We start from the raw sequence: 21993 nt of genomic DNA on the forward strand, positions 1-21993 counted from the left end.
GACAGTCAGGCCTGCAGTAGTTCAATACTGTGGCGAATCTGGCGCTCAATTTCAGCAGGCGTCCAGCTGTTAAGTTCAGACGAGAACGGCTCGAAGGCGTAGATGCCCTTGTAGCCAAGCATCTCCAGCCGTTTCACCTGCGCCACGCTGTTCAGCACGTCGCGATCGCTCAGCATAATGCGCTCTTCGTCGGTCAGTTCTGCGGTGGGGCGCGTATCTTCCACGCCGGAGAGATGCACCAGGCCGATCATGTTGACATCGATTTCTGCCGGAAACTCCTGTTCGGCGTTCTCATACAGATGATGATGGAAGGTGTCGATGACCAGCTTAAAGGGCGCCTGGGCGTCGCGGATAAGCTGCTGCGCCTGCACCGCCGAGCGCAGAGAGCTGACCGGGAAGCCCAGCGGCTCTACCAGTCCCTGGACGCCATGCTGCGCAAAGCGCGGCGCAAGCGTGCGAAGCGCCGCCAGCGTGTCGTCCGGCGCAATGTTGACGCCTTCGTTCAGCGGGCACATTACCAGCGCTTTCGCGCCGATCGCCTGCGCGTCCTGCAGCAGCGCGTCGGTTTTCGCCAGCAACGCCTCATCCACGCGGTTGAATGGATAAATCGCGTTAATGGTGACCACTTCGATGTTGTACTTCGTTAACAGGGCGCGCGTCTGCTCATAAGTCAGATCGTCGCACACCTTGCCGCTCGGCATGTCGTTACGCAGTTCAACTTTATTCAGGCCCAGGCGTTGAACCAGCTGGAAAAACGCTTCTAAAGAAAGGGTCGGCGCAATTTTACGGTTAATACAGAAACGGGTCGGGTCGATGGCCATGCTGCAGCTCCTGTAGTGATGCAAGAGGAAAGATAAATAGGCTGGGGCCAAAGAAAACATTTATTTCATAAATAGTGAATTATGAAATTTAAAGGTTGAGATCTGCCTCTCAATAATTTCATTTTCCGCCGTTGTCGCGCCGGTTTAGCGCGCCCGGGCTGACGAAAAACCTGCTGTTCAGGGCGGCTTAATCCGGGCGCTGCGCCCTGTCAGCGCGCGGTTTTCGGCTTCGGTCGCGAAAATGCGATCCATGCCGCTAAAAGGGAATTTCTCAAAAAGTTTTATTTGAAAAATTTATTTCACTGTAATAGCTTCTTAGCATGCTTTCGGTTTTGCCTGGTCAGACGGCGTGGCGTCACGCTAAGGCTCTGCAGGGAACTCACACATCTTAAGAGGCTATGAAATGAATATCACAGGAAACTTCATTGGCGGTCAGATTACCTACAGCGCCAGCAACGAAACCATCCCTGTTTATGACCCGGCGACCGGCAAAGTGGTGCGCGAGTTAACGCAGAGCACCGGCGCAGAAGTCGCCGAAGCGATTAAAGTGGCGCATGACGCCTTCCCCGCCTGGTCGAAAACTTCGCCGCTGCGCCGCGCGCGCGTTTTGTTTAACTTCAAGGCGCTGATGGAGCAGCACCGCGACGAACTGGCCGAACTGATCGTCTCTGAACATGGCAAAGTGTGGTCGGATGCACAGGGCGAGCTGACGCGCGGGCTTGAAGTGGTTGAGTTTGCCTGCGGCATCCCGCATCTGATTAAAGGCGAATATTCGGCAAACGTAGGCACAGGCGTCGACAGCTACTCGCTGATGCAGCCGGTGGGAGTGGTTGCGGGCATTACGCCGTTTAACTTCCCGGCGATGGTGCCACTGTGGATGTTCCCGATCGCGCTGGCCTGTGGCAACACCTTTGTGCTCAAGCCGCCTGCGCTCGACCCTTCCGCAGCGGTGCGTATGGCGGAGCTGCTGAAAGAAGCAGGTCTGCCGGACGGCGTGTTTAACGTGGTGCACTCTTCTAACGAAGATGCCGAGCAGCTCTATAAAGATCCGCGCATCGCGGCGGTGAGCTTCGTCGGCTCTTCCGGCGTCGCCGAGCACATCTACAAAACCGCCAGCGCCCATGGCAAACGCGTGCAGGCATTCGGCGCGGCGAAGAACCACGCTATCGTCATGCCGGACGCCGATCTCGACGCGACGGTGAACGCCATTATGGGCGGCGCATTCGGCTCCGCCGGCGAACGCTGCATGGCGCTGCCGGTCGTGGTCGCGGTCGGCGACGATACTGCTGACAAGCTGATCGCCCGCCTGACGCCGCTGATCAAAGCGCTGCGCGTCGGACCTGGCATTAAGCAGGGCGCAGATGAGAATGAGATGGGGCCGGTTGTCTCCGCCGCGCATCAGAAAAAAGTGCTGGGCTATATCGATAAAGGCGAGCAGGAAGGAGCGAAGCTGGTGGTTGACGGCCGCAACTTCCAGGTGCCGGGCCACGCTGAAGGCTACTACGTTGGCGGCACGCTGTTCGATAACGTGACGTCAGATATGACTATCTGGCGCGAAGAGATTTTCGGGCCGGTGCTGAGCATTATGCGTGCGCCAGACTACGCCAGCGCGTTGCAGTTAGTGAACAGCCACGAGTTCGGTAACGGCAGCGCCATTTTCACCAGCAACGGCAACACGGCGCGCGAGTTCGTGCAGAACGTGGAAGCGGGCATGGTCGGCGTCAACGTACCGGTGCCGGTGCCGATGGCGTTCCACAGCTTCGGTGGCTGGAAACGTTCAGTGTTCGGCGCGCTTAACGTGCACGGGCCGGACGGCGTGCGTTTCTACACCCGCATGAAGACCGCTACGGCGCGCTGGCCGAGCGGCCAGCAGACGGTATCGGAATTCAGCATGCCGACGCTGAGCTAATAAGCGCGCAACGTCATGATAACAGCTACAGGCCAGCGGAAACGCGCCTGTAGCTTCTTGTTTTCACGTTAAAAAGGAGAGTGGGAATGTCTTTTCTTGCAAAAGCGCAGCAGCCGGACGCCAGCGGTCGTATCCAGCACGTGACGCCGGAAAGCGCGGGCTGGCGCTATGTCGGCTTTGACGCCTACCTGCTGAAAAAGGGCGACACTCTGCGACTGAGCAGCGGCGACAAAGAGCTTTGTCTGGTGCTGGTAGCGGGACTCGCTTCGGTAAAAACGCGCCACGCAGACTTCCCTGGCATCGGCAAGCGTATGTCGCCGTTTGAGCGCGTTCCGCCTTATTCTGTTTATGTGCCGCATAACGATGAAGTGGAGATCGTCGCTGACAGCGATCTGGAACTGGCGGTCTGCAACGCGCCCAGCCAGGGTAATTTGCCGGCGCGTCTGATCGCGCCAGCGGACGTCGGCGTCGAACACCGCGGCAAAGGGCGCAATAAGCGTCTGGTGCATAATATACTGCCGGACGATAAGCCAGCCGATAGCCTGCTGGTGGTAGAGGTCTATACCGACGAGGGCGATACCAGCTCCTATCCCAGCCACAAGCACGATCAAGAGAGCGAAAACGAAACCTATCTGGAAGAGACCTACTATCACCGTTTCGATCCTGAGCAGGGGTTCGCTATGCAGCGCGTCTACACTGACGACCGCTCGCTTGATGCCTGTATGGCGCCTTATAACCGCGACGTCGTGACGGTGCCGCGCGGCTACCATCCGGTGGCGACAATTGCCGGTTATAACAACTACTATCTGAACGTGATGGCGGGGCCGGTGCGGCTGTGGAAATTTACCTGGGAGAAAGATCACGCCTGGGTTAACAGCGATAATTATCCGCGCGGCTAGCAGAAGCGGCGTTCATAAAAGAAAAGGGCAACCGCAGGGTTGCCCTTTTTATTCTCAAAACCCGTAATCAGGCGCTAGCATTATTTAACGCCAGCGATACCGCCAGCGTTTGCGCCAGACAGAGCGAAGCGACCTGCGAGCGGAAGCCATCCACCTGCGCTTCACGCACTACAAAACAGACGTCGCTGAAGGCCGCCAGCGGGCTCACCTGGCTGTCTGTAATAGCGATCTGATGCGCGCCGCGCTTCGCGCCCATCTCTACCAGCTCTACCGCTTCGCGCGCGTAAGGAGAGTAGCTGATGGCGATAACGACATCTTTCGGGTTTACCAGGCTGAGCTGTTCGGTGAACATGCCGCCCAGGCCGTCGATCAGGAAAGCGCGGCGCTCAAGATGGCGCAGCGCATAGACCAGATAGGAAGCGACGCTGAACGAGCGGCGCAGGCCAATTACATAGATATTCTCAGCGTCATTCAGCAACTGCACCGCTTTGTTAAGCTGGTCGGGATTGATCTGCATCGCCAGCTGTTGCAGCGCCTGACTGTTGACCATGGTAAAGACGTTAAGGATTTCTACTGGGCTTTCCGGCGAAGTCGCGGCGTCGTCGGTGGCGGTCTGACGGAACAGGCGCGCACGCTCGGTATAGTTAACCGTCTCTTCCATCAGGTGCTGACGAAAAACCTGTTTCATTTCGTTGAAGCCGCTGAAACCGAACGCGTTAGCGAAGCGAATAAGCGTTGACGGCGGAACGTCAGCCTGAGCGGCAATAGAAGCCACGGTATCAAAGGCGATGCTGTTGCTGTTATCAAGGATATAACGAGCCACCTGCTTCAGTCGCTTGCTCAGCGTTTCGTAGCGTCGACGAATATCATCCTGTAACAGGGAGAGTTGGGTAGGATTGTTGGTCATTACTTCGGCCCGTTAAAAAAGAAATATGGCTGGATAATGAGCGCTATAGTACCAGATGAATGGAAAATTTCATTTGTTTGCGCCCGATGCGGGCTTTATTTCATGGGTTTATGAATTGCCTCACATAATGCGGGGAATGTGGCGGGAATGGCGATGAAAACCCAGAAATAAAGCGGAGTTGAGGATCCTGCGCGCCGTCAGGCGGCGCAGGATCGCACAGGAGAAGCCCTTACAGCCCGGCGTTTTCGCGAATATATTTGCGCGCTTTCACCGCATATTCAAACGGGTTAGCCAGCGCCGGGTCCTGCTCCGCTTCCACCACCATCCAGCCTTTATAGCCGTAATCATCCAGGATCTTAAACACCGGCCTGAAGTCGATAACGCCGTCGCCCGGCACGGTGAAGGTGCCTTTCTTCACGCCGTCGAGGAAACAGAGATGATTGTCACGCACCTCTGCGACCACCTCATCACGCACATCTTTCAGATGCACATGGAAAATACGCGGCAGATATTTTTGCAGCACGTCGAGCATCGCCTGCTGTGAGCCTTCGGAATAGTAGATATGGCCGGTGTCGTAGAGCAATCCGACAGTATCATTGGTCAGCGCCATAAAGCGGTCGATCTCTTCCACGGTCTGAATGCCGGTGCCCATATGATGGTGCAGCGTTACGCGCATCCCTTTCGCAGCGGCGATCTCCGCCAGTTCGTTGTAGCCTTCGGCCGTCAGGCGCCACTCTTCGTCGGTGAAAATCGGCTTTTGCTCCAGCACCGGCAGCGTGGTGCCCTGGATGCTTTTGCTCTGCTCAGAGCAGCCAATCACGCGCGCGCCCATGGCGTGCAGGAAGTTCATATGATTGACGAATTCATCGATGGTTTTCGCCTTGTCACCGTTGGCGAAGAAGGTGCTGAACCAGGCGTTGCAAATCTCAATGCCGCGAATATCGAGCATCGGCTTCAGCACCGCCGGATCGCGCGGGTATTTGCTGCCAACTTCGCTGCCGGTAAAGCCCGCCAGCGCCATTTCGCTCACCGTCTGCTGAAATGTGTTCTCTTTGCCCAGCTCCGGCATGTCGTCGTTGGTCCAGCCAATCGGCGCGATAGCCAGTTTTACGTTCTCTTTGTTCATCTGTTTAGTCCTGACAGGTCGGGGCGGCCGCAGCCGCCCGCAAGGAGAGGAAAACGCTTATTTCTTGTCGTAGAAAGCCGGACGCGGCGGCATTTCAACCGGCTCGATGGCGCCGCTCTGTTGCGCCTTCAGGCAGGCATCGGCGGCCACTGAGGCGGCGAAGCCGTCCCAGGCGGACGGGCCGGTAAGCTGGCCCGCTTTCACGTCATTGATAAAGGCCTGCAGTTCGACGTCATACGCTTCGATAAAGCGATCTTTCCAGTCGGTCAGGATAGTGGTAGAGAGTTTGGCTTCGCTGCGCAGCTGCACCGAGGCGGGTTCCGGCAGTCTGGCGATGCCGGTTTCACCAACGACTTCACACTGGATATCGTAACCGTAGGCACAGTTAACGAAGATCTCGACGTCGATGCGCACCCCTTTCTGGGTTTCAAACAGCACGATCTGCGGATCTTTCAGGCGCGCATGCGATTTTGAGGTCACGCGCGGGAAGACCACCTGTACGCTTTTATAGTCGTCGTTGGTCAGCCAGCGCAGCACGTCCAGCTCGTGGATCAGCGTATTGGTGATCGCCATATCAGTGGTATAGCTCTCCGGCACGGCCGGGTTGCGGTGCGCGCAGTGCAGCATCAGCGGTTCGCCGATGCCGCCTTCGGTAATCACTTTTTTCAGCGCGCGGTAGCCCGCATCGTAAGGGCGCATAAAGCCGACCTGCACCAGGCGCTTGCCGTGTTTGATCTCCGCATCCACCACGCGGCGACAGCCTTCAGCGCTCAGCGCCAGCGGCTTTTCGCAGAACACCGGTTTGCCAGCGGCGATGGCCGCCAGCGTAAACTCTTCATGCGTCGGGTCCCAGGAGGTCACCAGAATCGCATCCACTTCCGGCGACTGGATGACCTGATGGCCGTCTGCGTAGACTTCCGCTTCAATATTCAGTCGCTGCAGCGCAGCGCGCGCGCCGTCGACGTTAATATCCGACACCGCCACTACTTTTGCCCCCTGCAGGACATTGTTGCAGCGACGAATGTGTTCCTGGCCGATTGCGCCAGCACCGATAACGCCTAGTTTCAAAGTCATAATTACACCTGTAGGGTTTATAGCGAGGAATAAAGGGCCGGTTTCCCGGCCGGAAATCAGTATTTACGCGCCTGATCGAGATGGGCGTTAAGTTTTTCTGCTACCGCCTGTACACGTTCGGATTCAGAGGCTTGCGCCACGCCGACGTGCCACCAGCTGAAGTATTTATGCACCATGGTCTTCGGCAGCACCTTGATGTCGATAAGCGTGGAAACCGTCTGCTTACGCGCATCTTCCAGCGCCGCGGTAAGCTGATCCAGCGTAGTGACGCGATAGGTTTTACAGCCGTAGCCCGCCGCGATGGCGGCGAAGTCCACCGGCACGAAGCCGCCGTCCAGCTTGCCGCCTTCTGGATTGCGGAAGCGGAATTCGGTGGTGAAGCTGTCCATTCCGTGTTCCATCTGCAGGTTGTTAATGCAGCCGTTGGTCATGTTGTCGAACAGCACCACGTTGATTTTGGCGCGCTCCTGAATCGAGGTGACCAGCTCGGAGTGCAGCATCATAAAAGAGCCGTCGCCCAGCAGCGCGTAGACCTCGCGATGCGGCTGCGCCAGCTTCGCGCCCAGCGCGGCGTTCACCTCATAGCCCATGCAGGAGTAGCCGTACTCAACGTGATACGAGTTGTAGTCGCGGGTGCGCCAGACGCGCTGCAGATCGCCCGGCAGACTGCCCGCTGCCGCCACAATCACTGCATCCTTTGGGAGCTGCTCATTTAGCGTGCCGAGCACGCGGCTCTGGGTGAGCACTGACTGGGTCAGACGATTAAATTCGGCAAATACCGCGTCGCGATCGATATGGTCGGCAATCTCCGGAATAAAGCCGTCGCCGGTATATTCCACCTGATAGACGCGCTGCGTCTCTTTCAGCAGCTTGCTCTGCGCCTGCTCGATCTGGCTGCCCCAGTCGTTGCTGTAGTTCTTATCCGCCAGTCCCGCCGCCAGCGCGACGAGCCCTTCACGCGCGTCGGCCAGCAGTTGCACGCCGTCGAGCTTGTAGGTGTCGAAATTGCTGACGTTGACGTTAAGGAAGCTGACATCCGGGTTCTGGAAAATCCATTTCGATGCGGTGGTGAAATCGGTGTAGCGGGTGCCGACGCCAATCACCAGATCCGCCTCTTTCGCCAGCAGGTTGGCGGCCAGACAGCCGGTTTCGCCAACGCCACCGACGTTAAGAGGATGGTCAGAGACGATCGTGCCTTTGCCCGCCTGAGTTTCAGCGAACGGAATCTGGTAACGCTCGGCGAACTGACGCAGCGCCTCGCCCGCTTCAGAATATTTCACGCCGCCGCCCAGCACGATCATCGGCTTGCGTTTGCGCACGATCAGCGCCAGCGCGTCATCAAGCTGCGCGGCGGTCGGCAGACGGCGATCGAGACGGTGCACGCGCTTCTGGAAGAAGTAGTCCGGGAAATCCCAGGCTTCGCCCTGCACGTCCTGCGGCAGCGCGATCGTCACCGCGCCGGTTTCGGCGGGGTCGGTCAGCACGCGCATGGCGTTAATGCAGGCGGTCATCAGCTGTTCGGGACGGCTGACGCGGTCCCAGTATTTGCTCACGGCGCGGAAGGCGTCGTTGGTGCTGATGCTGAGATCGTAGCTCTGTTCGATCTGCTGCAGCACCGGATCGGGCTGGCGCGTAGCGAAGACGTCGCCCGGCAGCAGCAGCAGCGGAATGCGGTTCGCAGTGGCGGTGGCGGCTGCGGTGATCATATTGGCGGCGCCCGGGCCGACCGATGAGCTGCAGGCGATAATCTGGCGGCGCAGAGACTGTTTGGCGAAACCCATCGCGGCGTGCGCCATTCCCTGTTCGTTGCGGCCCTGATGCACAATCAGATCGCCGCTGTCCTGCTCCAGCGCTTGCCCCAGGCCCAGCACGTTGCCGTGACCGAAAATGGCGAAGAGGCCTTTCACAAACTTCGTTTCCACGCCGTCGACATTAATGTATTGATTATCAAGAAACTTAACCAGCGCCTGTGCGGTGGTCATTCTGATTGTGGCCATATTCTTTTCCTTTACATACTGCAACCTGGTGACAGGTTAGCGACGTGGCGTGTCGCGAAAGGCGACCGCAGGTAACTGAAACTTGAAGCGATTATAAACAAATATATTTTTCATAAAATACGATTACAGAAGAAACATTTCATTTTGCGATTGAGATCAAATTTAACCGTGAAACGCAGCTTTAACGGGACAGCGAAGCGGGCTAAGTGAAACAAGAAATGCGAAAAGCGGAGAAGCTGGAAGTTTTCATTTTAATTCAGTCGCTTCCTGCAGAGGCTTAGCTTTTTCTGCGATCCGCTTCACACCCCTGCAGCGGCGCGAAACGGATGAAACATCGCGCGCATGATGCGCAGGCGGTGCAGAGTTTTACCTGGTTCACAAAATCGCGATGGATGTTTCATTTCATATTGAATTTGGAATTTTTATTCCTCATAATTTCTCCATCGTCAGTCTGGCAAAGGCAAAACCCAGACGCACGCCGGGATGCCTGCTCCCTTGCACGCGTGTCTGCTTATCACAGAAGGAAACCACAGGTATGAGTACAGAAAAGAAGCGGCTTGATGTGATTTGTATTGGGCGCATCGCCGTTGACCTTTATGGTCAGCAAATTGGTGCGCGGCTGGAGGATATGAGCACATTTGCTAAATATCTCGGCGGCTCCTCCGGCAACGTCGCCTACGGCACCGCGATTCAGGGGCTGAAATCGGCAATGCTGGCGCGCGTCGGCGATGAGCATAACGGCCGCTTTCTGCGCGAAGAGCTGAACCGCGTAGGATGTAATACCGACGGGCTGATTACCGATAAGCAGCGTCTGACCGGACTGGTGATTCTGGGCATCAAGGATGAAGAGACCTTTCCGCTGATCTTCTACCGCGATAACTGCGCCGATATGGCACTGGTGCCGGAAGATATCGATGAGGACTTTATCACCTCGTCGCGCGCAGTTGCCGTAACCGGCACCCATCTCTCTCATCCGCAGACGCGCGCCGCGGTGCTGAAAGCGCTGGATATTGCAAAGCGCAACGGCCTGCGCACCGCGCTGGATATCGATTATCGTCCGGTATTGTGGGGCCTGACCTCACTCGGCGACGGCGAAACGCGTTTCATCGAGTCTGAACAGGTGACGCGACAGCTGCAGGAAGTGATTCACTATTTCGATCTGATTGTCGGTACGGAAGAGGAATTTCATATCGCCGGCGGCAGCACCGATACGCTTACGGCACTGAAAAATGTGCGCCAGGCGACTCAGGCGACGCTGGTCTGTAAGCGCGGCCCGCTGGGCTGCGTGGTATTTGAGGGCGATATTCCCGATTCCTGGGAACAGACGAAGCTGCAAAGCGGCGTACGGGTTGATGTATTAAACGTGCTGGGCGCGGGCGACGCCTTTATGTCCGGTCTGCTGCGCGGCTGGCTCAACGACGAAGGCTGGGAACAGGCGTGTCGTTACGCCAATGCCTGCGGCGCGCTGGTGGTGTCGCGTCACGGCTGCGCCCCGGCGATGCCGACCAAAGAGGAGCTGGATGATTTCCTCAGCCGCGATAAAGAGGTGAAGCGTCCCGATCTCGACGCGCGTTTAAATCACCTGCATCGCGTGACCACGCGCAAACAGCAGTGGCCGGAACTGAACGTGTTCGCCTTTGACCATCGCAAACAGCTGGCCGATATGGCGCGCGAAGCGGGCGTCGACGAGAGCAAAATCCCGGCGCTGAAAGTGCTGCTGCTGAAGGCGGCTGAAGAGGCGGCGCGCGAGGCCGGACTGGAGAACAAGAGCGGTATTCTTGCCGATACCACTTACGGCCAGAAAGCGCTGAACGCCATTACCGGCAAAGGCTGGTGGATTGGCCGTCCGATCGAAATGCCCAGCTCGCGGCCGCTGCGCCTGGAGCATGGCAATATCGGCTCGCAGCTTATCGACTGGCCGGCGGAGCATGTCGTGAAATGCCTGGTCTTCTACCATCCGCACGATAGTGCCGAAATGCGTAAAGAACAGGACGATCTGGTGCTCGACGTCTGGAACGGCTGTAACAAGAGCGGGCACGAACTGCTGCTGGAAGTCATTCTGCCGGAGAGCAATCCCGATCGTAACGAGGCCTACTATCTTGAGATCCTCAGCCACTTTTATCAGATGGGCATCCAGCCCGACTGGTGGAAGCTGCCGCCGCTGTCGGCGGAGAGCTGGCAGGCGATTAGCGGCCTGATCGAGCAGCAGGATCCTCATTGCCGCGGCATTTTGCTGCTGGGTCTCGACGCGCCGGAAGAGAAGCTGAAGGCGGGCTTTGCCGCTGCGGCGAAAGCGCCCTGGGTGAAAGGGTTTGCGGTCGGCCGCACTATCTTCGGCCAGCCGTCGCGCCAGTGGCTACAGGGCGAGCTGGATGATGAGGCGCTGGTTGAGAAGGTGAAGGGCAACTATCTGCGGCTGATCGACTACTGGCGCGCCGCGCGCGGTTAATAGCTAAAAAAACGGCGGGAACATTCCCGCCGTTTTTATCTGTCAGCCCATATCTCAGGCTTCCAGCCATTCTTCAAAATAACCTTATTTCAGCGTGATGCTCTGGACAATGCTGTCCGCGTCGCTCTGCGCCTGCTGCTGGTTGTCGCCTGGCAGAGTAATCTGCAGCGTCAGCAGTTTACCGTCGATTTTCGCCAGGATCACTGAGGACCAGGAAGTCTGATTATTGGCCGACACTACGCTGTCCAGACGCTGCGCAGGCTGATCTTTCAGGGTAATCGCTTTGTCAGACACCACCTGCAGCTGCGGGTCGCGGTTGCGCTGCTGCTGTTCCAGACGCTGCGCCAGCACGTCCAGCCCTTCGCTGGTGGCGTCGCCCGCGATCACAATAATGGCGCGCGCGCCGGTTTCATCGGCGTAAACGTTCATATTGGTGGTCTGGTTGCCCAGCTTGCCGCTCTTGTCCGACATGCCGGCCGGCAGCGAGAAGCTCAGCTTACCGTCCATCAGCGTTACGTTCTGCGATGACTGGCTGGCGCTGGTGCCATTGCTGCCAGCCGCGTCATCTTTCTTCTGATCGCAGGCCGCCAGGCCCAGCACCAGTAAGCCAATACCCGCATATTTCACTAAGTTTCGCATCTGAATCCCTTTATTTGATTCCAGTAAGGCGTTCATACAACTCGAATCAGGCGGCAAAAGCAACCGCCCGATTGTCAGCAGATCTTAGCGGGTCGCAGCGAAACGCTCTATGTCCGTTTAGCCGAAATTAACCTGCGGGCGCTGCGAACGTTCTGTCAGACGTTTCAGCATTGCATTGAGCAGCACGCCGTAAGCGGGCAGGAAGAAGACAAGGCAGATCAGCACTTTAAAGCTGTAGTCCACCAGCGCGATCTCTACCCAGTGCGCAGCCATGAAGGGATCGGTGCTTTTATAAAAAGCGATAAAGAAAAAGGCGAGCGTATCACTGATATTGCCGAGGAACATCGCGCAGCCGGGCGCAATCCACCACTGCGGCAGCTGGCGCAGACGGTTAAAGACATGGACGTCGAGGATCTGTCCCAGCGCATAGGCCATAAAGCTGGCACAGGCGATACGCGCAACGAACAGGTTAACGTTATGCAGCGCGGCAAAGCCCTGCCACTGGCCCTGATAAAACAGGCTTGAGACCAGATAGGAGACAAACAGCGCCGGGATCATCACCGCCAGGATAATGCGGCGCGCCAGCGGGGCGCCGAAAATGCGCACGGTCAGGTCAGTCGCCAGAAAGATAAACGGGAAGCTGAATGCGCCCCAGGTGGTGTTGAAGCCAAACACGGAAACCGGCAGCTGCACCAGATAGTTACTGGAGATAATCACCAGCAGGTGAAACAGGGATAGCCAGACCAGCGCATGCTGACGCTGACGCGAAGAAAATGCGATCATAATGGACCTTTTTCATATTGGGGTGAGGGAACCCATTGCCGTGCAAAGCGGAGCCTGCGCGACGGTACCGAATGTAAAAACCGCGGCATCTTACCGCGTTGTGCTATTTACGCAATGGTTAATTTTAACGCAATCGTTCTCGTCTTGCGTCTGCGGGAGGGCGCGTTAAAATGAGCGCCCCTGTTTAGAACCGAGTGATTTATGAGCGACAACTTCTCCCATGCCGACCATCAGCTGGATGCCCTGGGCCTGCGCTGCCCGGAGCCGGTAATGATGGTGCGTAAAACGGTCCGCACTATGCAGGACGGGGAAACGCTGTTGATTATCGCCGACGATCCGGCCACTACGCGCGATATTCCCGGCTTCTGCCGCTTTATGGAACACCGTCTGCTGGCGCAGCAAACCGAAACCCTGCCTTACCACTATCTGATCCAGAAGGGTCTCGGCGCCTGATCGTCCTGTCGCGCGTTATTCCCGACGCGTGCGCAGCAGGCGCAGCGCGTTAGCGGTCACCAGCGCCGTCGCGCCGGAGTCGGCGACCACCGCCAGCCATAAGCCAGTCAGGCCCAGCAGCGTTGTGACCAGAAACAACGCCTTCAGCCCCAGCGCAATGGCGATATTCTGCCGTAGCGTGGCGTGCGTGCGCCGCGCCAGCGCCACCAGCGACGGCAACAGCGGCAAGGCATCGCGCGTCAGCGCGGCGTCGGCGGTCTCCAGCGCGATATCGCTGCCGCTGCCCATGGCGATACCGATGGTGGCCGCTTTCATCGCGGGCGCATCGTTGATGCCGTCGCCCACCATTGCCAGCGGTTGCTGCTGGCCCAGCGTGCGAACAGCATCGACCTTATCGGCGGGCAGCAGAGCGGCGCGAAAATCAATGTCGAGTTCGCGAGCGATCGCTGCCGCGGCGCGCGGGTTGTCGCCGGTAAGCATCATGCTTTCAATGCCCATTTTCTTTAACGCCGTTACCGCGACCTGCGCGTCGGCGCGCAGATTATCGCGCAGCGCCAGCGCGCCCAGCGGTTCGCCGTCGCGCAGGATCGCCACCAGCGTTTGTCCCTGTTCTTCCTGCTCGACAATCTGCGCGCGCTGCGCGGCGGTCAGGACGTCAACGCGGCCAGGCGACAGCAGTTCCACCTGCGCGCCGTCGACCTGAGCGGCGATGCCGCTGCCCGCCAGCGTCACCTGCTGGCTTGCGGAGGGTAGCGTCAGCTGCCGCTCCCTCGCGGCCGCGACAATGGCCGCCGCCAGCGGATGGGTTGAACCCTGTTCCACCGACGCCGCCAGCGCCAGCAGCTCATTCTGCGACAGCGTGGCGAAACAGAGCACGGCGGCGACCTGCGGCTTGCCCTGCGTCAGGGTGCCGGTTTTGTCGAAGGCGATGGCGCGTATCTGGCTGAGGCGCTCCAGCGCCGCGCCGCCTTTAATCAGCGCGCCCTGACGCGCGGCGGCGGCAAGACCGGAGGTAATGGCGGCAGGCGTGGCGATCACCAGCGCACAGGGACAGCCGATCAGCAGCAGCGTCAGCCCTTTATAAACCCAAGGCAGCCAGGCACCGAAACCGAGCAGCGGTGGTACCACCATCACCAGCGCGGCCAGCAGCATAATCAGCGGCGTATAGATGCGGCTAAAGCGATCGATAAAGCGCTCCACCGGCGCGCGATGGCTGTCAGCCTCTTCTATCAGCGTCAGAATGCGGTCGATGGCGCTTTCGCCTGGTTTCGATGTTACCTCAAGCTGAATCAGGCGATCCACGCTGGTGGCGCCCGCCAGCAGCGCATCGCCCTTTTCACGCGTGACCGGCAGCGACTCGCCGGTCAGCGCGCTTTCGTCCAGGCTCGCTTCGTTACTCAGCAGACGGCCATCGACTGGCAGGCGTCCGCCAGCCGCGACCTCAATCACGTCTCCGGGCCGCAGCGCCGCCAGCGCCACGGTTTCCCGCACCTCGCCGTTTAACCGTACGGCGTTTTCCGGACGTAGCGCCATCAGCTGCGTAACGCCGCTGCGCGCGCGGGCGGCGGCAAAGGCTTCCAGTCGTTCGCCCAGCAGAAACAGCAGCAGCACCATCGCCGCTTCGGCATGGGCACCGATCAGCAGCGCGCCAGCGGCGGCGACGCTCATCAGCATTTCGATAGTAAAGGGCGAGCCGCTGCGCGCGCGTCGCCACGCGTCACGCGCCACCGGCCATAATCCAGTCAGCGTGGTGACGATAAACAGCATGTCGCCCCAGTGCGGCATGAAGCGGCTCAGCGTAAAGCTGGCGAGCATCATAACGGCGAGTATCAACAGGGTTTGGTTCTCGCGCCAGCGGGAGGCGGGGCGGGGCGGCGTCGTCTCGCTGACTAGCGAGAAACCGGCGCGCGCGACGGCCTGTTCAACGGCGGCGGCGATATCATCGCTGGCGTCCACCAGCAGCTTTTCGCTGGCGAAGACGACGCGCGTGCGAACAACCTGAGGCAACTGGCTAACGGCGGTTTCAACGGTGCGGGCGCAGCTGGGGCAATCCATGCCGCTGACGTGCCAGCTAAAATGCCAGGAGCCGCGCCTGTCGCCTTCTTCGTCGCCATCGCCGCCGGGGCTGCTGTCAGCCTCGCAGCAGCCCCCGCTGCATTCAGGTTGTACAGGCGTGGCAGCCTTAATATTGAGCCGAACGGGCGTGGCGCCAGGCAGGGCGCACAGGGGTTTGGTTGCGGAATGGGTGGTGCCTGGGCGGCCGCAGCCGCAGGCGTGACGATGTTGGTGCATATAACCTCCAGTAACGGGCGGGCGACGCCGCCCGCTACTGCATCCTACACTCTGGAGTCGACTCCAGAGTCAAGACCGGTTTTGCACTAGTAGAGCCAGAGCGAACGAACAATCATAAAGTGCCCGGCGAAGTAACAGGCGGCGACGATGGCGCTGTCGGCGCTGAAGCGGCGGCGATAGTGGCTGACAAACCAGACGATATTCGCCAGCAGCAGCAGGCTCGCGCCCACAACCAGCGTGAAGCTGTCATCCGAGGGGCGGAAAACGTACTGCTCGGCGGCCAGCCATGTCATCACCAGCGTCATGCCAATCAGCGTGCAAATCGGCCAGCGCAGCGTCTCCAGGCGGCTCCAGATCACCGCGATGGTAACCACGCCGATAATTAACAGCGTCAGCGGAATCGGCCAGTAGAAGGTCATCGTCATGCCGGCGGCGAAGCAGATGGTGTAAAGCAGATGAGAGAGGAAGAACGCGCCCAGCGCATAGAGCATTTGCTGACGCGGCAACAGCAGCAGCGCATCGCCGACCAGCGTCGCGATAAGCCCGGCGATAATCAGGTAATCGGTAGGTTTCAGCACCGGCGCCTGCCAGGCCCAGCCGACCATTAGCAGCAGCGTGATGGGTTTGAATAGCCAGCGCTGCCACTGCGGGCCGCGATAGGATGCATCAACATAGAGCCAACCGGAAAAAAGTACCGCAAGAAATGACCAAAGCATTGCTGCTCCCTTAAGGACAACCTGTCCATCAGATGGTGAAAATTCCCAATAAGTCGATCCCAGTTTAGGTTACGGCTTCGCAATGTGACAATGAGGCAACTCTGGTTGTATGCTTCACCCGCATTGCTTTTCAGAGCTTAACGAGACGAGAAAAAACCATGAGCAAACCACCGCTACTCTTTTTTATCGTACTGGCCGTTATCGCCGTGCTGGCGACTCGTCAGTTTATCAGGCAGCGGCGCGAAGCGGCGGTCAACGACGCCTCACCGGTGCGCACGCTGACGGTGAAGGTGAAAACCAAGCGGGAATATCCGTCGCCTAATCGGCGTTCACGCCAGCGGGAAACGATCGCAGGCGAAGATATGCGTTATGAAGCCTGGTTCCATCCTCTGAACGGTGCCAGCGACATTAAAGCGATTGTGGGCGAGCGCGATTACAATCAGATGGATACCGGCGCGAAAGGAGAGCTGAAAATGCAGGGATCGCGCTTCGTCAGCTTTACGCCGGTACAGTAGAAAAGCGCTGACGGGATGCCGTGCCAGCGCGGGCGAGGCGGAACGCTTTGCTTGTCGTTCCGCTCATCCGGCCGCGAACCTTGCCAGCCGTTTGATCGCCGTGCTTATTTCTTCTTAGGGAAATTGGCCTTCTGCCACGCCAGCAGCTCAAAGACGCCAAAGAGAAAGATTTTCGTCTGCGTCCAGCGATCGATCGGCGGCGCGTCTTTCGGCTGGGTTGCGCGCAGCAGCGTCAGCTGCAGGCCGTGCATCAGCACCATAAAGAACAGCGCGACGTGGATAAAATAGCGCAGCGGTTTAGGGTAGGGGTCTACCAGGTTGAACAGTAAAAAAGCCCAGACGCATAGCATCAACAGGCGACCTGAATTAAGCAACATCGGATGTCTCCTGTTGTCGTTGATATAAACGATACGCCACTTGCCCGGCGATCTTTTCGCGATGCAGCGCCCAGCTGATGGGTACCGGCGGCGCGCCGTGCTCCACTTCGCTCTCTACATAGATCATCGCCTCGTCCGCCAGCCAGCCATTCTGCTCCAGCAGCTGCAGCGTTTGCTCCAGCAGACCTTTGCGGAACGGCGGGTCGACGAATACCACATCATAAGGCTCGCCGGAAGCGGCCAGCCAGTTAAGGGTATTGGCGTTGATCACCTGCGCGTCGCTGGCGCGCAGGGTTTGTACATTCTTCTCAAGCTGTTGCGCCACCGAACGTTCCAGCTCCAGCAGCGTCACCGACGCGGCAAAGCGCGACAGCGCTTCCAGACCGAGCGCGCCGCTGCCGGCGAAGCAGTCGAGACAGCGCGCCTGCTGCAGAACGGGCGCCAGCCAGTTAAACAGGGTTTCCCGAACGCGATCGGTGGTAGGGCGCAGCCCGGCGCTGTCGGGCACCGGCAGTTTGCGTCCGCGCCACTGACCGCCGATGATGCGGATTTGTCCGGCACCGCCTGTGCCACGAGGGGTTTTACTCATCTTGCTCACAACTCGTCATAATTTGTTGCGTAGTTTAACGGGCGAATCGGTGAGAAGAAACGGTAAAAAAGGGTGCTGTGGTGCGCTGGCTGGAAAGTGTTAGACTAGTGAGTTGCTGAAGTCATACATAATTCTGCCGTTTTTCGCCCTTTTGGCGGTGAAAACCAGAGCTAATTTTTATCCCCTGGGAACAGCGAGCGACCGGGATTAAGCCATCGAGGAGTGTGGTCACACAATGGCAAAAGAGAAAAAACGTGGCTTTTTTTCCTGGCTGGGATTTGGCAAAGAAGAAGAGACACAACAGCCTGCTGAAACGCCTGAACAGCAGCCAGAGGATCCTGCGCTAGCGCAGGCGGAAACCGACGCGGCGCATACCGTCGAACTGACCGAGCAGCTCGCCGAGGCGCAGCGCGAAGCGCCAGCGCACGCCGTTGATGAGCACATTGCCGCTGAGCCGGAAGCTGAACCGATCGTCCAGAAGGCGCAGGATGCGGAAATTATCGCGCCGCTGGAGGAGATCATTCCGGAAGAAGAGCCGGAGCTGGCGCCGCAGCCGATTGAAGAAGAGATAGTGCCGGAAGCGCTGCCCGAAGAGGAGCAGCCGCTGGATGACGAAGAGCTGGCAGCGCTGGCATTGGCAGAAGCGCCGCAGGATGAAGCGGCGGAAGAGATCGCCGCCGAAGATGAGATTCAGGATACCGTCAGCGATCTGCCGCTCGCCGCCGCGCCGATCGTTTCTCAGGAGCAGGAACGCCCCACCAAAGAGGGTTTCTTCGCCCGCCTGAAACGTAGCCTGGTAAAAACCCGCCAGAACCTTGGCTCCGGCTTTATCAGCCTGTTCCGCGGCAAAAAAATCGACGACGATCTGTTTGAAGAGCTGGAAGAGCAGCTGCTGATCGCCGACGTTGGCGTAGAGACGACGCGCCGCATCATTACTAACCTGACGCAGCAGGCGAACCGCAAACAGCTGCGCGATGCGGAAGCGCTCTACGGCCTGCTGAAAGCTGAGATGTCGGGCATTCTGGCGAAGGTCGACGCGCCGCTCGACGTCAGCGGCAAAGCGCCGTTCGTTATCCTGATGGTCGGCGTAAACGGCGTCGGTAAAACCACCACCATCGGCAAGCTGGCGCGTCAGTATCAGGCGCAGGGCAAATCGGTGATGCTGGCGGCGGGCGATACCTTCCGCGCGGCGGCCGTTGAGCAGCTGCAGGTGTGGGGCGAGCGCAACCATATTCCGGTCGTCGCGCAGCATACCGGCGCAGATTCCGCCTCGGTGATTTTCGATGCCATCCAGGCGGCGAAAGCACGCGGCGTTGACGTGCTGATCGCGGATACGGCGGGTCGACTGCAGAATAAATCGCACCTGATGGAAGAGCTGAAGAAAATCACCCGCGTGATGAAAAAGCTGGACGAAGAGGCGCCGCACGAAGTGATGCTCACCCTGGATGCCAGCACCGGTCAGAACGCCATCAGCCAGGCGAAACTTTTCCATGAGGCGGTCGGCCTGACCGGTATTACCCTGACCAAGCTGGACGGAACGGCGAAAGGCGGCGTGATCTTCTCTGTGGCCGATCAGTTCGGCATCCCGATTCGCTATATCGGCGTCGGGGAAGGCATTGAAGATTTACGGCCCTTCAAGGCCGAGGATTTTATTGAGGCACTGTTTGCCCGAGAGGACTAATTGGGATGATTCGCTTTGAAGAGGTCAGTAAGGCATATCTCGGTGGACGTCAGGCGCTGCAGGGCGCGGATTTCCATTTGCGGCAGGGCGAAATGGCGTTCCTCACCGGCCATTCCGGCGCCGGTAAGAGTACCCTGCTGAAGCTGATTTGTGGCATTGAGCGGCCGAGCGCGGGCCATATCTGGTTCAGCGGTCACGACATTTCCCGGCTGCGCAACAGCGAGGTGCCGTTTCTGCGTCGCCAGATCGGCATGATCTTTCAGGATCACCATCTGCTGATGGATCGTTCCGTCTATGACAACGTGGCGATCCCGCTGATTATCGCCGGCGCCAGCGGCGAAGATATTCGCCGTCGCGTGTCGGCGGCGCTGGATAAGGTCGGCCTGCTCGATAAGGCGAAAAGCTTTCCGATTCAGCTCTCCGGCGGTGAACAGCAGCGCGTCGGCATTGCACGCGCCGTGGTGAACAAGCCCGCCGTGCTGCTGGCGGACGAACCGACCGGCAACCTGGATGACGCGCTGTCAGAAGATATTCTGCGACTGTTTGAAGAGTTTAACCGCGTGGGCGTTACGGTGCTGATGGCGACGCACGACAGCGGGCTGATCGCGCGTCGTCGCTATCGCGTTATGACGCTCAATCAGGGACGCCTGCATGGAGGCCACGATGGTCAATAAACGCAACAAGCGCCCCGCTGCGCCAAAAGCGAAAGCGCCGTCAAAAAGCAAAGCGCTGAAGGGCGGCTGGCAGGAACAGTGGCGCTACGCGTGGCGCGGCACGCTGTCCGATATGTATCGCCAGCCGCTGGCGACGCTGCTGACGGTGATGGTTATCGCCATCTCGCTGACGCTGCCCAGCGTCTGCTACATGGTATGGAAAAACGTCAGCCAGGCCGCGACGCAGTGGTATCCCGCGCCGCAGCTGACGGTTTATCTGTCGAAAACGCTGGACGATACCGCCGCTGAAAATGTGGTGGCGCAGCTGAAGCAGGTCGATGGCGTGGATAGCGTCAACTACCTGACGCGGGAAGAGGCGCTGAACGAGTTCCGCAACTGGTCGGGCTTTGGCGGCGCAATGGATATGCTGGAGCAGAACCCGCTGCCGGCAGTGGCGATTATCACGCCGAAGCTCAACTTTCAGAACTCCAGCACCATGCAGAACCTGCGCGACAGGGTAGCGAAAGTGCAGGGCGTTGATGAAGTGCGCATGGACGACAGCTGGTTCGCCCGTCTGGCGGCGCTGACCGGACTGGTGGGACAGGTCGCTTCCATGATCGGCGTTCTGATGATTGTCGCGGTGTTCCTGGTGATCGGCAACAGCGTGCGGCTTAGCATCTTCGCGCGGCGCGATACCATCAACGTGCAGAAGCTAATCGGCGCCACCGATGGCTTTATCCTGCGCCCGTTCCTTTACGGCGGCGCGCTGCTCGGCTTTAGCGGCGCGGTGCTGTCGCTGATCCTCTCCGAGGTGCTGGTTCTGCGCCTGCAGTCGGTGGTGGCGCAGGTGGCACAGGTGTTTGGCACGACCTTCGCGCTGGAAGGCTTCTCATGGGATGAGGGGCTGCTGCTGCTGCTTATCGCTGCCATTATCGGCTGGATCGCGGCCTGGCTGGCGACCGTGCAACATTTACGTCGTTTTACGCCCCAGTAACCGCCTGCAACGTTTTTTTGATATAATGTTCCTCTGCTGCCGACGATCCGGGCGCAGAGGAACCCCTCTCTTCCCGCCTCGTCATCTGTGTGTAAAATATTCACCGCTATAATTGAACTTGTGGATAACTTAGCTACTCTAAGTAGCACAGATTGCTTTCGGATTTTCCCCGGCGTTGACTTAAGGTAACGTCTGCTCAAAGGGAAGACGCAGCAACTTAATAACCATTGTGAGGGTTTGAATGACCAAAGAAATGCAAACTTTAGCTATTGCTCCTCTTGGCAACCTGGAATCTTACGTTCGGGCCGCCAACGTCTGGCCGATGCTGTCGGCAGAAGAGGAAAAAGCGCTGGCTGAACGGCTGCATTACCAGGGTGATCTGGATGCGGCTAAGACGCTCATCCTGTCTCACCTGCGCTTTGTAGTTCATATCGCTCGTAATTATTCCGGTTACGGCCTGCCTCAGGCGGACCTGATTCAGGAAGGGAACATCGGCCTGATGAAGGCGGTGCGTCGCTTTAACCCTGAAGTTGGCGTGCGTCTGGTCTCTTTCGCCGTGCACTGGATTAAAGCCGAGATTCACGAATACGTGCTGCGTAACTGGCGTATCGTGAAGGTCGCTACCACTAAAGCACAGCGCAAGCTGTTCTTTAACCTGCGTAAAACCAAGCAGCGTCTGGGCTGGTTCAACCAGGACGAAGTCGAGATGGTGGCACGTGAACTAGGCGTAAGCAGCAAAGACGTGCGTGAAATGGAATCGCGTATGGCCGCGCAGGATATGACCTTCGATATGTCCGCCGACGATGAGAGCGGTGAAGGCAAAACAATGGCGCCGGTGCTCTATCTGCAGGATAAAACCTCAGACTTCGCCGACGGCATCGAAGAGGATAACTGGGAATCGCACGCTGCCGATAAGCTGAGCGACGCGATGCTGGGCCTCGACGAGCGCAGCCAGCACATCATCCGCGCCCGCTGGCTGGACGAAGATAACAAAACCACGCTGCAGGAACTGGCGGATCGCTACGGCGTGTCAGCCGAACGCGTGCGACAGCTTGAAAAGAACGCCATGAAGAAATTACGTATGGCGATAGAAGCATAAAAAAACGGGCGACGCGAAGT

At 58.6% G+C, this 21993-nt stretch carries 20 protein-coding genes; 9 read left to right on the top strand and 11 right to left on the bottom strand.

Annotation, left to right across the window (positions count from 1 at the left end):
* Window positions 1-5 precede the first annotated feature (5 nt).
* Window positions 6-821 (bottom strand): TIM barrel protein, encoded by an 816-nt coding sequence (locus D7S44_RS17975; protein ID WP_120457162.1) that lies wholly within the window; start codon window positions 819-821, stop codon window positions 6-8.
* Between the two features lie 403 nt (window positions 822-1224).
* On the opposite strand from D7S44_RS17975, the gene D7S44_RS17980 reads away from it, so the two are divergent.
* Both D7S44_RS17980 and iolB read left to right on the top strand, forming a co-directional pair.
* Entirely contained in the window at window positions 1225-2730 is a 1506-nt protein-coding gene (locus D7S44_RS17980) for a CoA-acylating methylmalonate-semialdehyde dehydrogenase (RefSeq protein WP_120457164.1), read from the top strand.
* A gap of 86 nt (window positions 2731-2816) precedes the next feature.
* Window positions 2817-3629: a 5-deoxy-glucuronate isomerase gene (iolB, locus tag D7S44_RS17985; protein WP_120457165.1), complete on the top strand. Its 813-nt coding sequence runs from the start codon at window positions 2817-2819 to the stop codon at window positions 3627-3629.
* Window positions 3630-3696: 67 nt separating this feature from the next.
* Here the strand turns inward: iolB and D7S44_RS17990 are convergent, their stop codons facing one another.
* The 4 genes from D7S44_RS17990 to iolD all read right to left on the bottom strand — a co-directional run bounded on the left by D7S44_RS17990 (window position 3697) and on the right by iolD (window position 8733).
* Entirely contained in the window at window positions 3697-4536 is an 840-nt protein-coding gene (locus D7S44_RS17990) for a MurR/RpiR family transcriptional regulator (RefSeq protein ID WP_120457167.1), read from the bottom strand.
* Between the two features lie 229 nt (window positions 4537-4765).
* Window positions 4766-5662: a myo-inosose-2 dehydratase gene (gene iolE, locus D7S44_RS17995; RefSeq protein ID WP_120457169.1), complete on the bottom strand. Its 897-nt coding sequence runs from the start codon at window positions 5660-5662 to the stop codon at window positions 4766-4768.
* A 57-nt stretch (window positions 5663-5719) separates the two neighbouring features.
* Complete coding sequence (gene iolG / locus D7S44_RS18000; RefSeq protein ID WP_120457171.1) at window positions 5720-6736, bottom strand: bifunctional inositol 2-dehydrogenase/D-chiro-inositol 1-dehydrogenase; 1017 nt, start codon at window positions 6734-6736, stop codon at window positions 5720-5722.
* Between the two features lie 56 nt (window positions 6737-6792).
* Complete coding sequence (iolD, locus tag D7S44_RS18005) at window positions 6793-8733, bottom strand: 3D-(3,5/4)-trihydroxycyclohexane-1,2-dione acylhydrolase (decyclizing) (RefSeq protein ID WP_120457173.1); 1941 nt, start codon at window positions 8731-8733, stop codon at window positions 6793-6795.
* A 535-nt stretch (window positions 8734-9268) separates the two neighbouring features.
* Between iolD and D7S44_RS18010 the strand changes: the two genes are divergently transcribed.
* Entirely contained in the window at window positions 9269-11182 is a 1914-nt protein-coding gene (locus tag D7S44_RS18010) for a bifunctional 5-dehydro-2-deoxygluconokinase/5-dehydro-2-deoxyphosphogluconate aldolase (RefSeq protein ID WP_120457176.1), read from the top strand.
* 84 nt (window positions 11183-11266) lie between these two features.
* Here the strand turns inward: D7S44_RS18010 and D7S44_RS18015 are convergent, their stop codons facing one another.
* Complete coding sequence (locus tag D7S44_RS18015) at window positions 11267-11821, bottom strand: DcrB family lipoprotein (RefSeq protein WP_120457382.1); 555 nt, start codon at window positions 11819-11821, stop codon at window positions 11267-11269.
* 117 nt (window positions 11822-11938) lie between these two features.
* Window positions 11939-12604, bottom strand: a complete 666-nt coding sequence (locus tag D7S44_RS18020; protein ID WP_120457178.1) for a 7-cyano-7-deazaguanine/7-aminomethyl-7-deazaguanine transporter — start codon at window positions 12602-12604, stop codon at window positions 11939-11941.
* Window positions 12605-12805: 201 nt separating this feature from the next.
* Here D7S44_RS18020 and tusA point away from each other — a divergent pair, with 201 nt between their 5' ends.
* Window positions 12806-13057: a sulfurtransferase TusA gene (gene tusA / locus D7S44_RS18025; protein WP_103796303.1), complete on the top strand. Its 252-nt coding sequence runs from the start codon at window positions 12806-12808 to the stop codon at window positions 13055-13057.
* Between the two features lie 15 nt (window positions 13058-13072).
* Here the strand turns inward: tusA and D7S44_RS18030 are convergent, their stop codons facing one another.
* Window positions 13073-15349, bottom strand: coding sequence for a zinc/cadmium/mercury/lead-transporting ATPase (locus D7S44_RS18030; protein ID WP_120457180.1), 2277 nt, complete (start codon window positions 15347-15349; stop codon window positions 13073-13075).
* Window positions 15350-15435: 86 nt separating this feature from the next.
* Window positions 15436-16065: a lysoplasmalogenase gene (locus D7S44_RS18035; RefSeq protein WP_120457182.1), complete on the bottom strand. Its 630-nt coding sequence runs from the start codon at window positions 16063-16065 to the stop codon at window positions 15436-15438.
* A gap of 158 nt (window positions 16066-16223) precedes the next feature.
* On the opposite strand from D7S44_RS18035, the gene D7S44_RS18040 reads away from it, so the two are divergent.
* On the top strand, window positions 16224-16580 hold the full coding sequence (locus D7S44_RS18040) for a DUF2500 domain-containing protein (RefSeq protein ID WP_120457184.1): 357 nt from the start codon (window positions 16224-16226) through the stop codon (window positions 16578-16580).
* Between the two features lie 104 nt (window positions 16581-16684).
* Here D7S44_RS18040 and D7S44_RS18045 read toward each other — a convergent pair whose 3' ends face one another.
* Window positions 16685-16957, bottom strand: coding sequence for a DUF1145 family protein (locus D7S44_RS18045; protein ID WP_120457186.1), 273 nt, complete (start codon window positions 16955-16957; stop codon window positions 16685-16687).
* Entirely contained in the window at window positions 16947-17546 is a 600-nt protein-coding gene (gene rsmD, locus D7S44_RS18050; RefSeq protein ID WP_120457188.1) for a 16S rRNA (guanine(966)-N(2))-methyltransferase, read from the bottom strand. Before rsmD ends, D7S44_RS18045 begins: the two co-directional genes overlap by 11 nt.
* Window positions 17547-17781: 235 nt before the next feature.
* Here rsmD and ftsY point away from each other — a divergent pair, with 235 nt between their 5' ends.
* From ftsY to rpoH, 4 genes are all read left to right on the top strand, one after another.
* Window positions 17782-19227, top strand: a complete 1446-nt coding sequence (ftsY, locus tag D7S44_RS18055) for a signal recognition particle-docking protein FtsY (protein WP_120457190.1) — start codon at window positions 17782-17784, stop codon at window positions 19225-19227.
* A gap of 5 nt (window positions 19228-19232) precedes the next feature.
* On the top strand, window positions 19233-19901 hold the full coding sequence (gene ftsE, locus D7S44_RS18060) for a cell division ATP-binding protein FtsE (RefSeq protein WP_120457191.1): 669 nt from the start codon (window positions 19233-19235) through the stop codon (window positions 19899-19901).
* Window positions 19891-20874: a permease-like cell division protein FtsX gene (ftsX, locus tag D7S44_RS18065; protein WP_120457193.1), complete on the top strand. Its 984-nt coding sequence runs from the start codon at window positions 19891-19893 to the stop codon at window positions 20872-20874. Before ftsE ends, ftsX begins: the two co-directional genes overlap by 11 nt.
* Before the next feature lie 241 nt (window positions 20875-21115).
* On the top strand, window positions 21116-21973 hold the full coding sequence (rpoH, locus tag D7S44_RS18070; protein WP_120457195.1) for an RNA polymerase sigma factor RpoH: 858 nt from the start codon (window positions 21116-21118) through the stop codon (window positions 21971-21973).
* Window positions 21974-21993 lie beyond the last annotated feature (20 nt).

This window comes from Pantoea piersonii, from assembly GCF_003612015.1.
Classification (GTDB): Bacteria; Pseudomonadota; Gammaproteobacteria; order Enterobacterales; family Enterobacteriaceae; genus Pantoea; species Pantoea piersonii.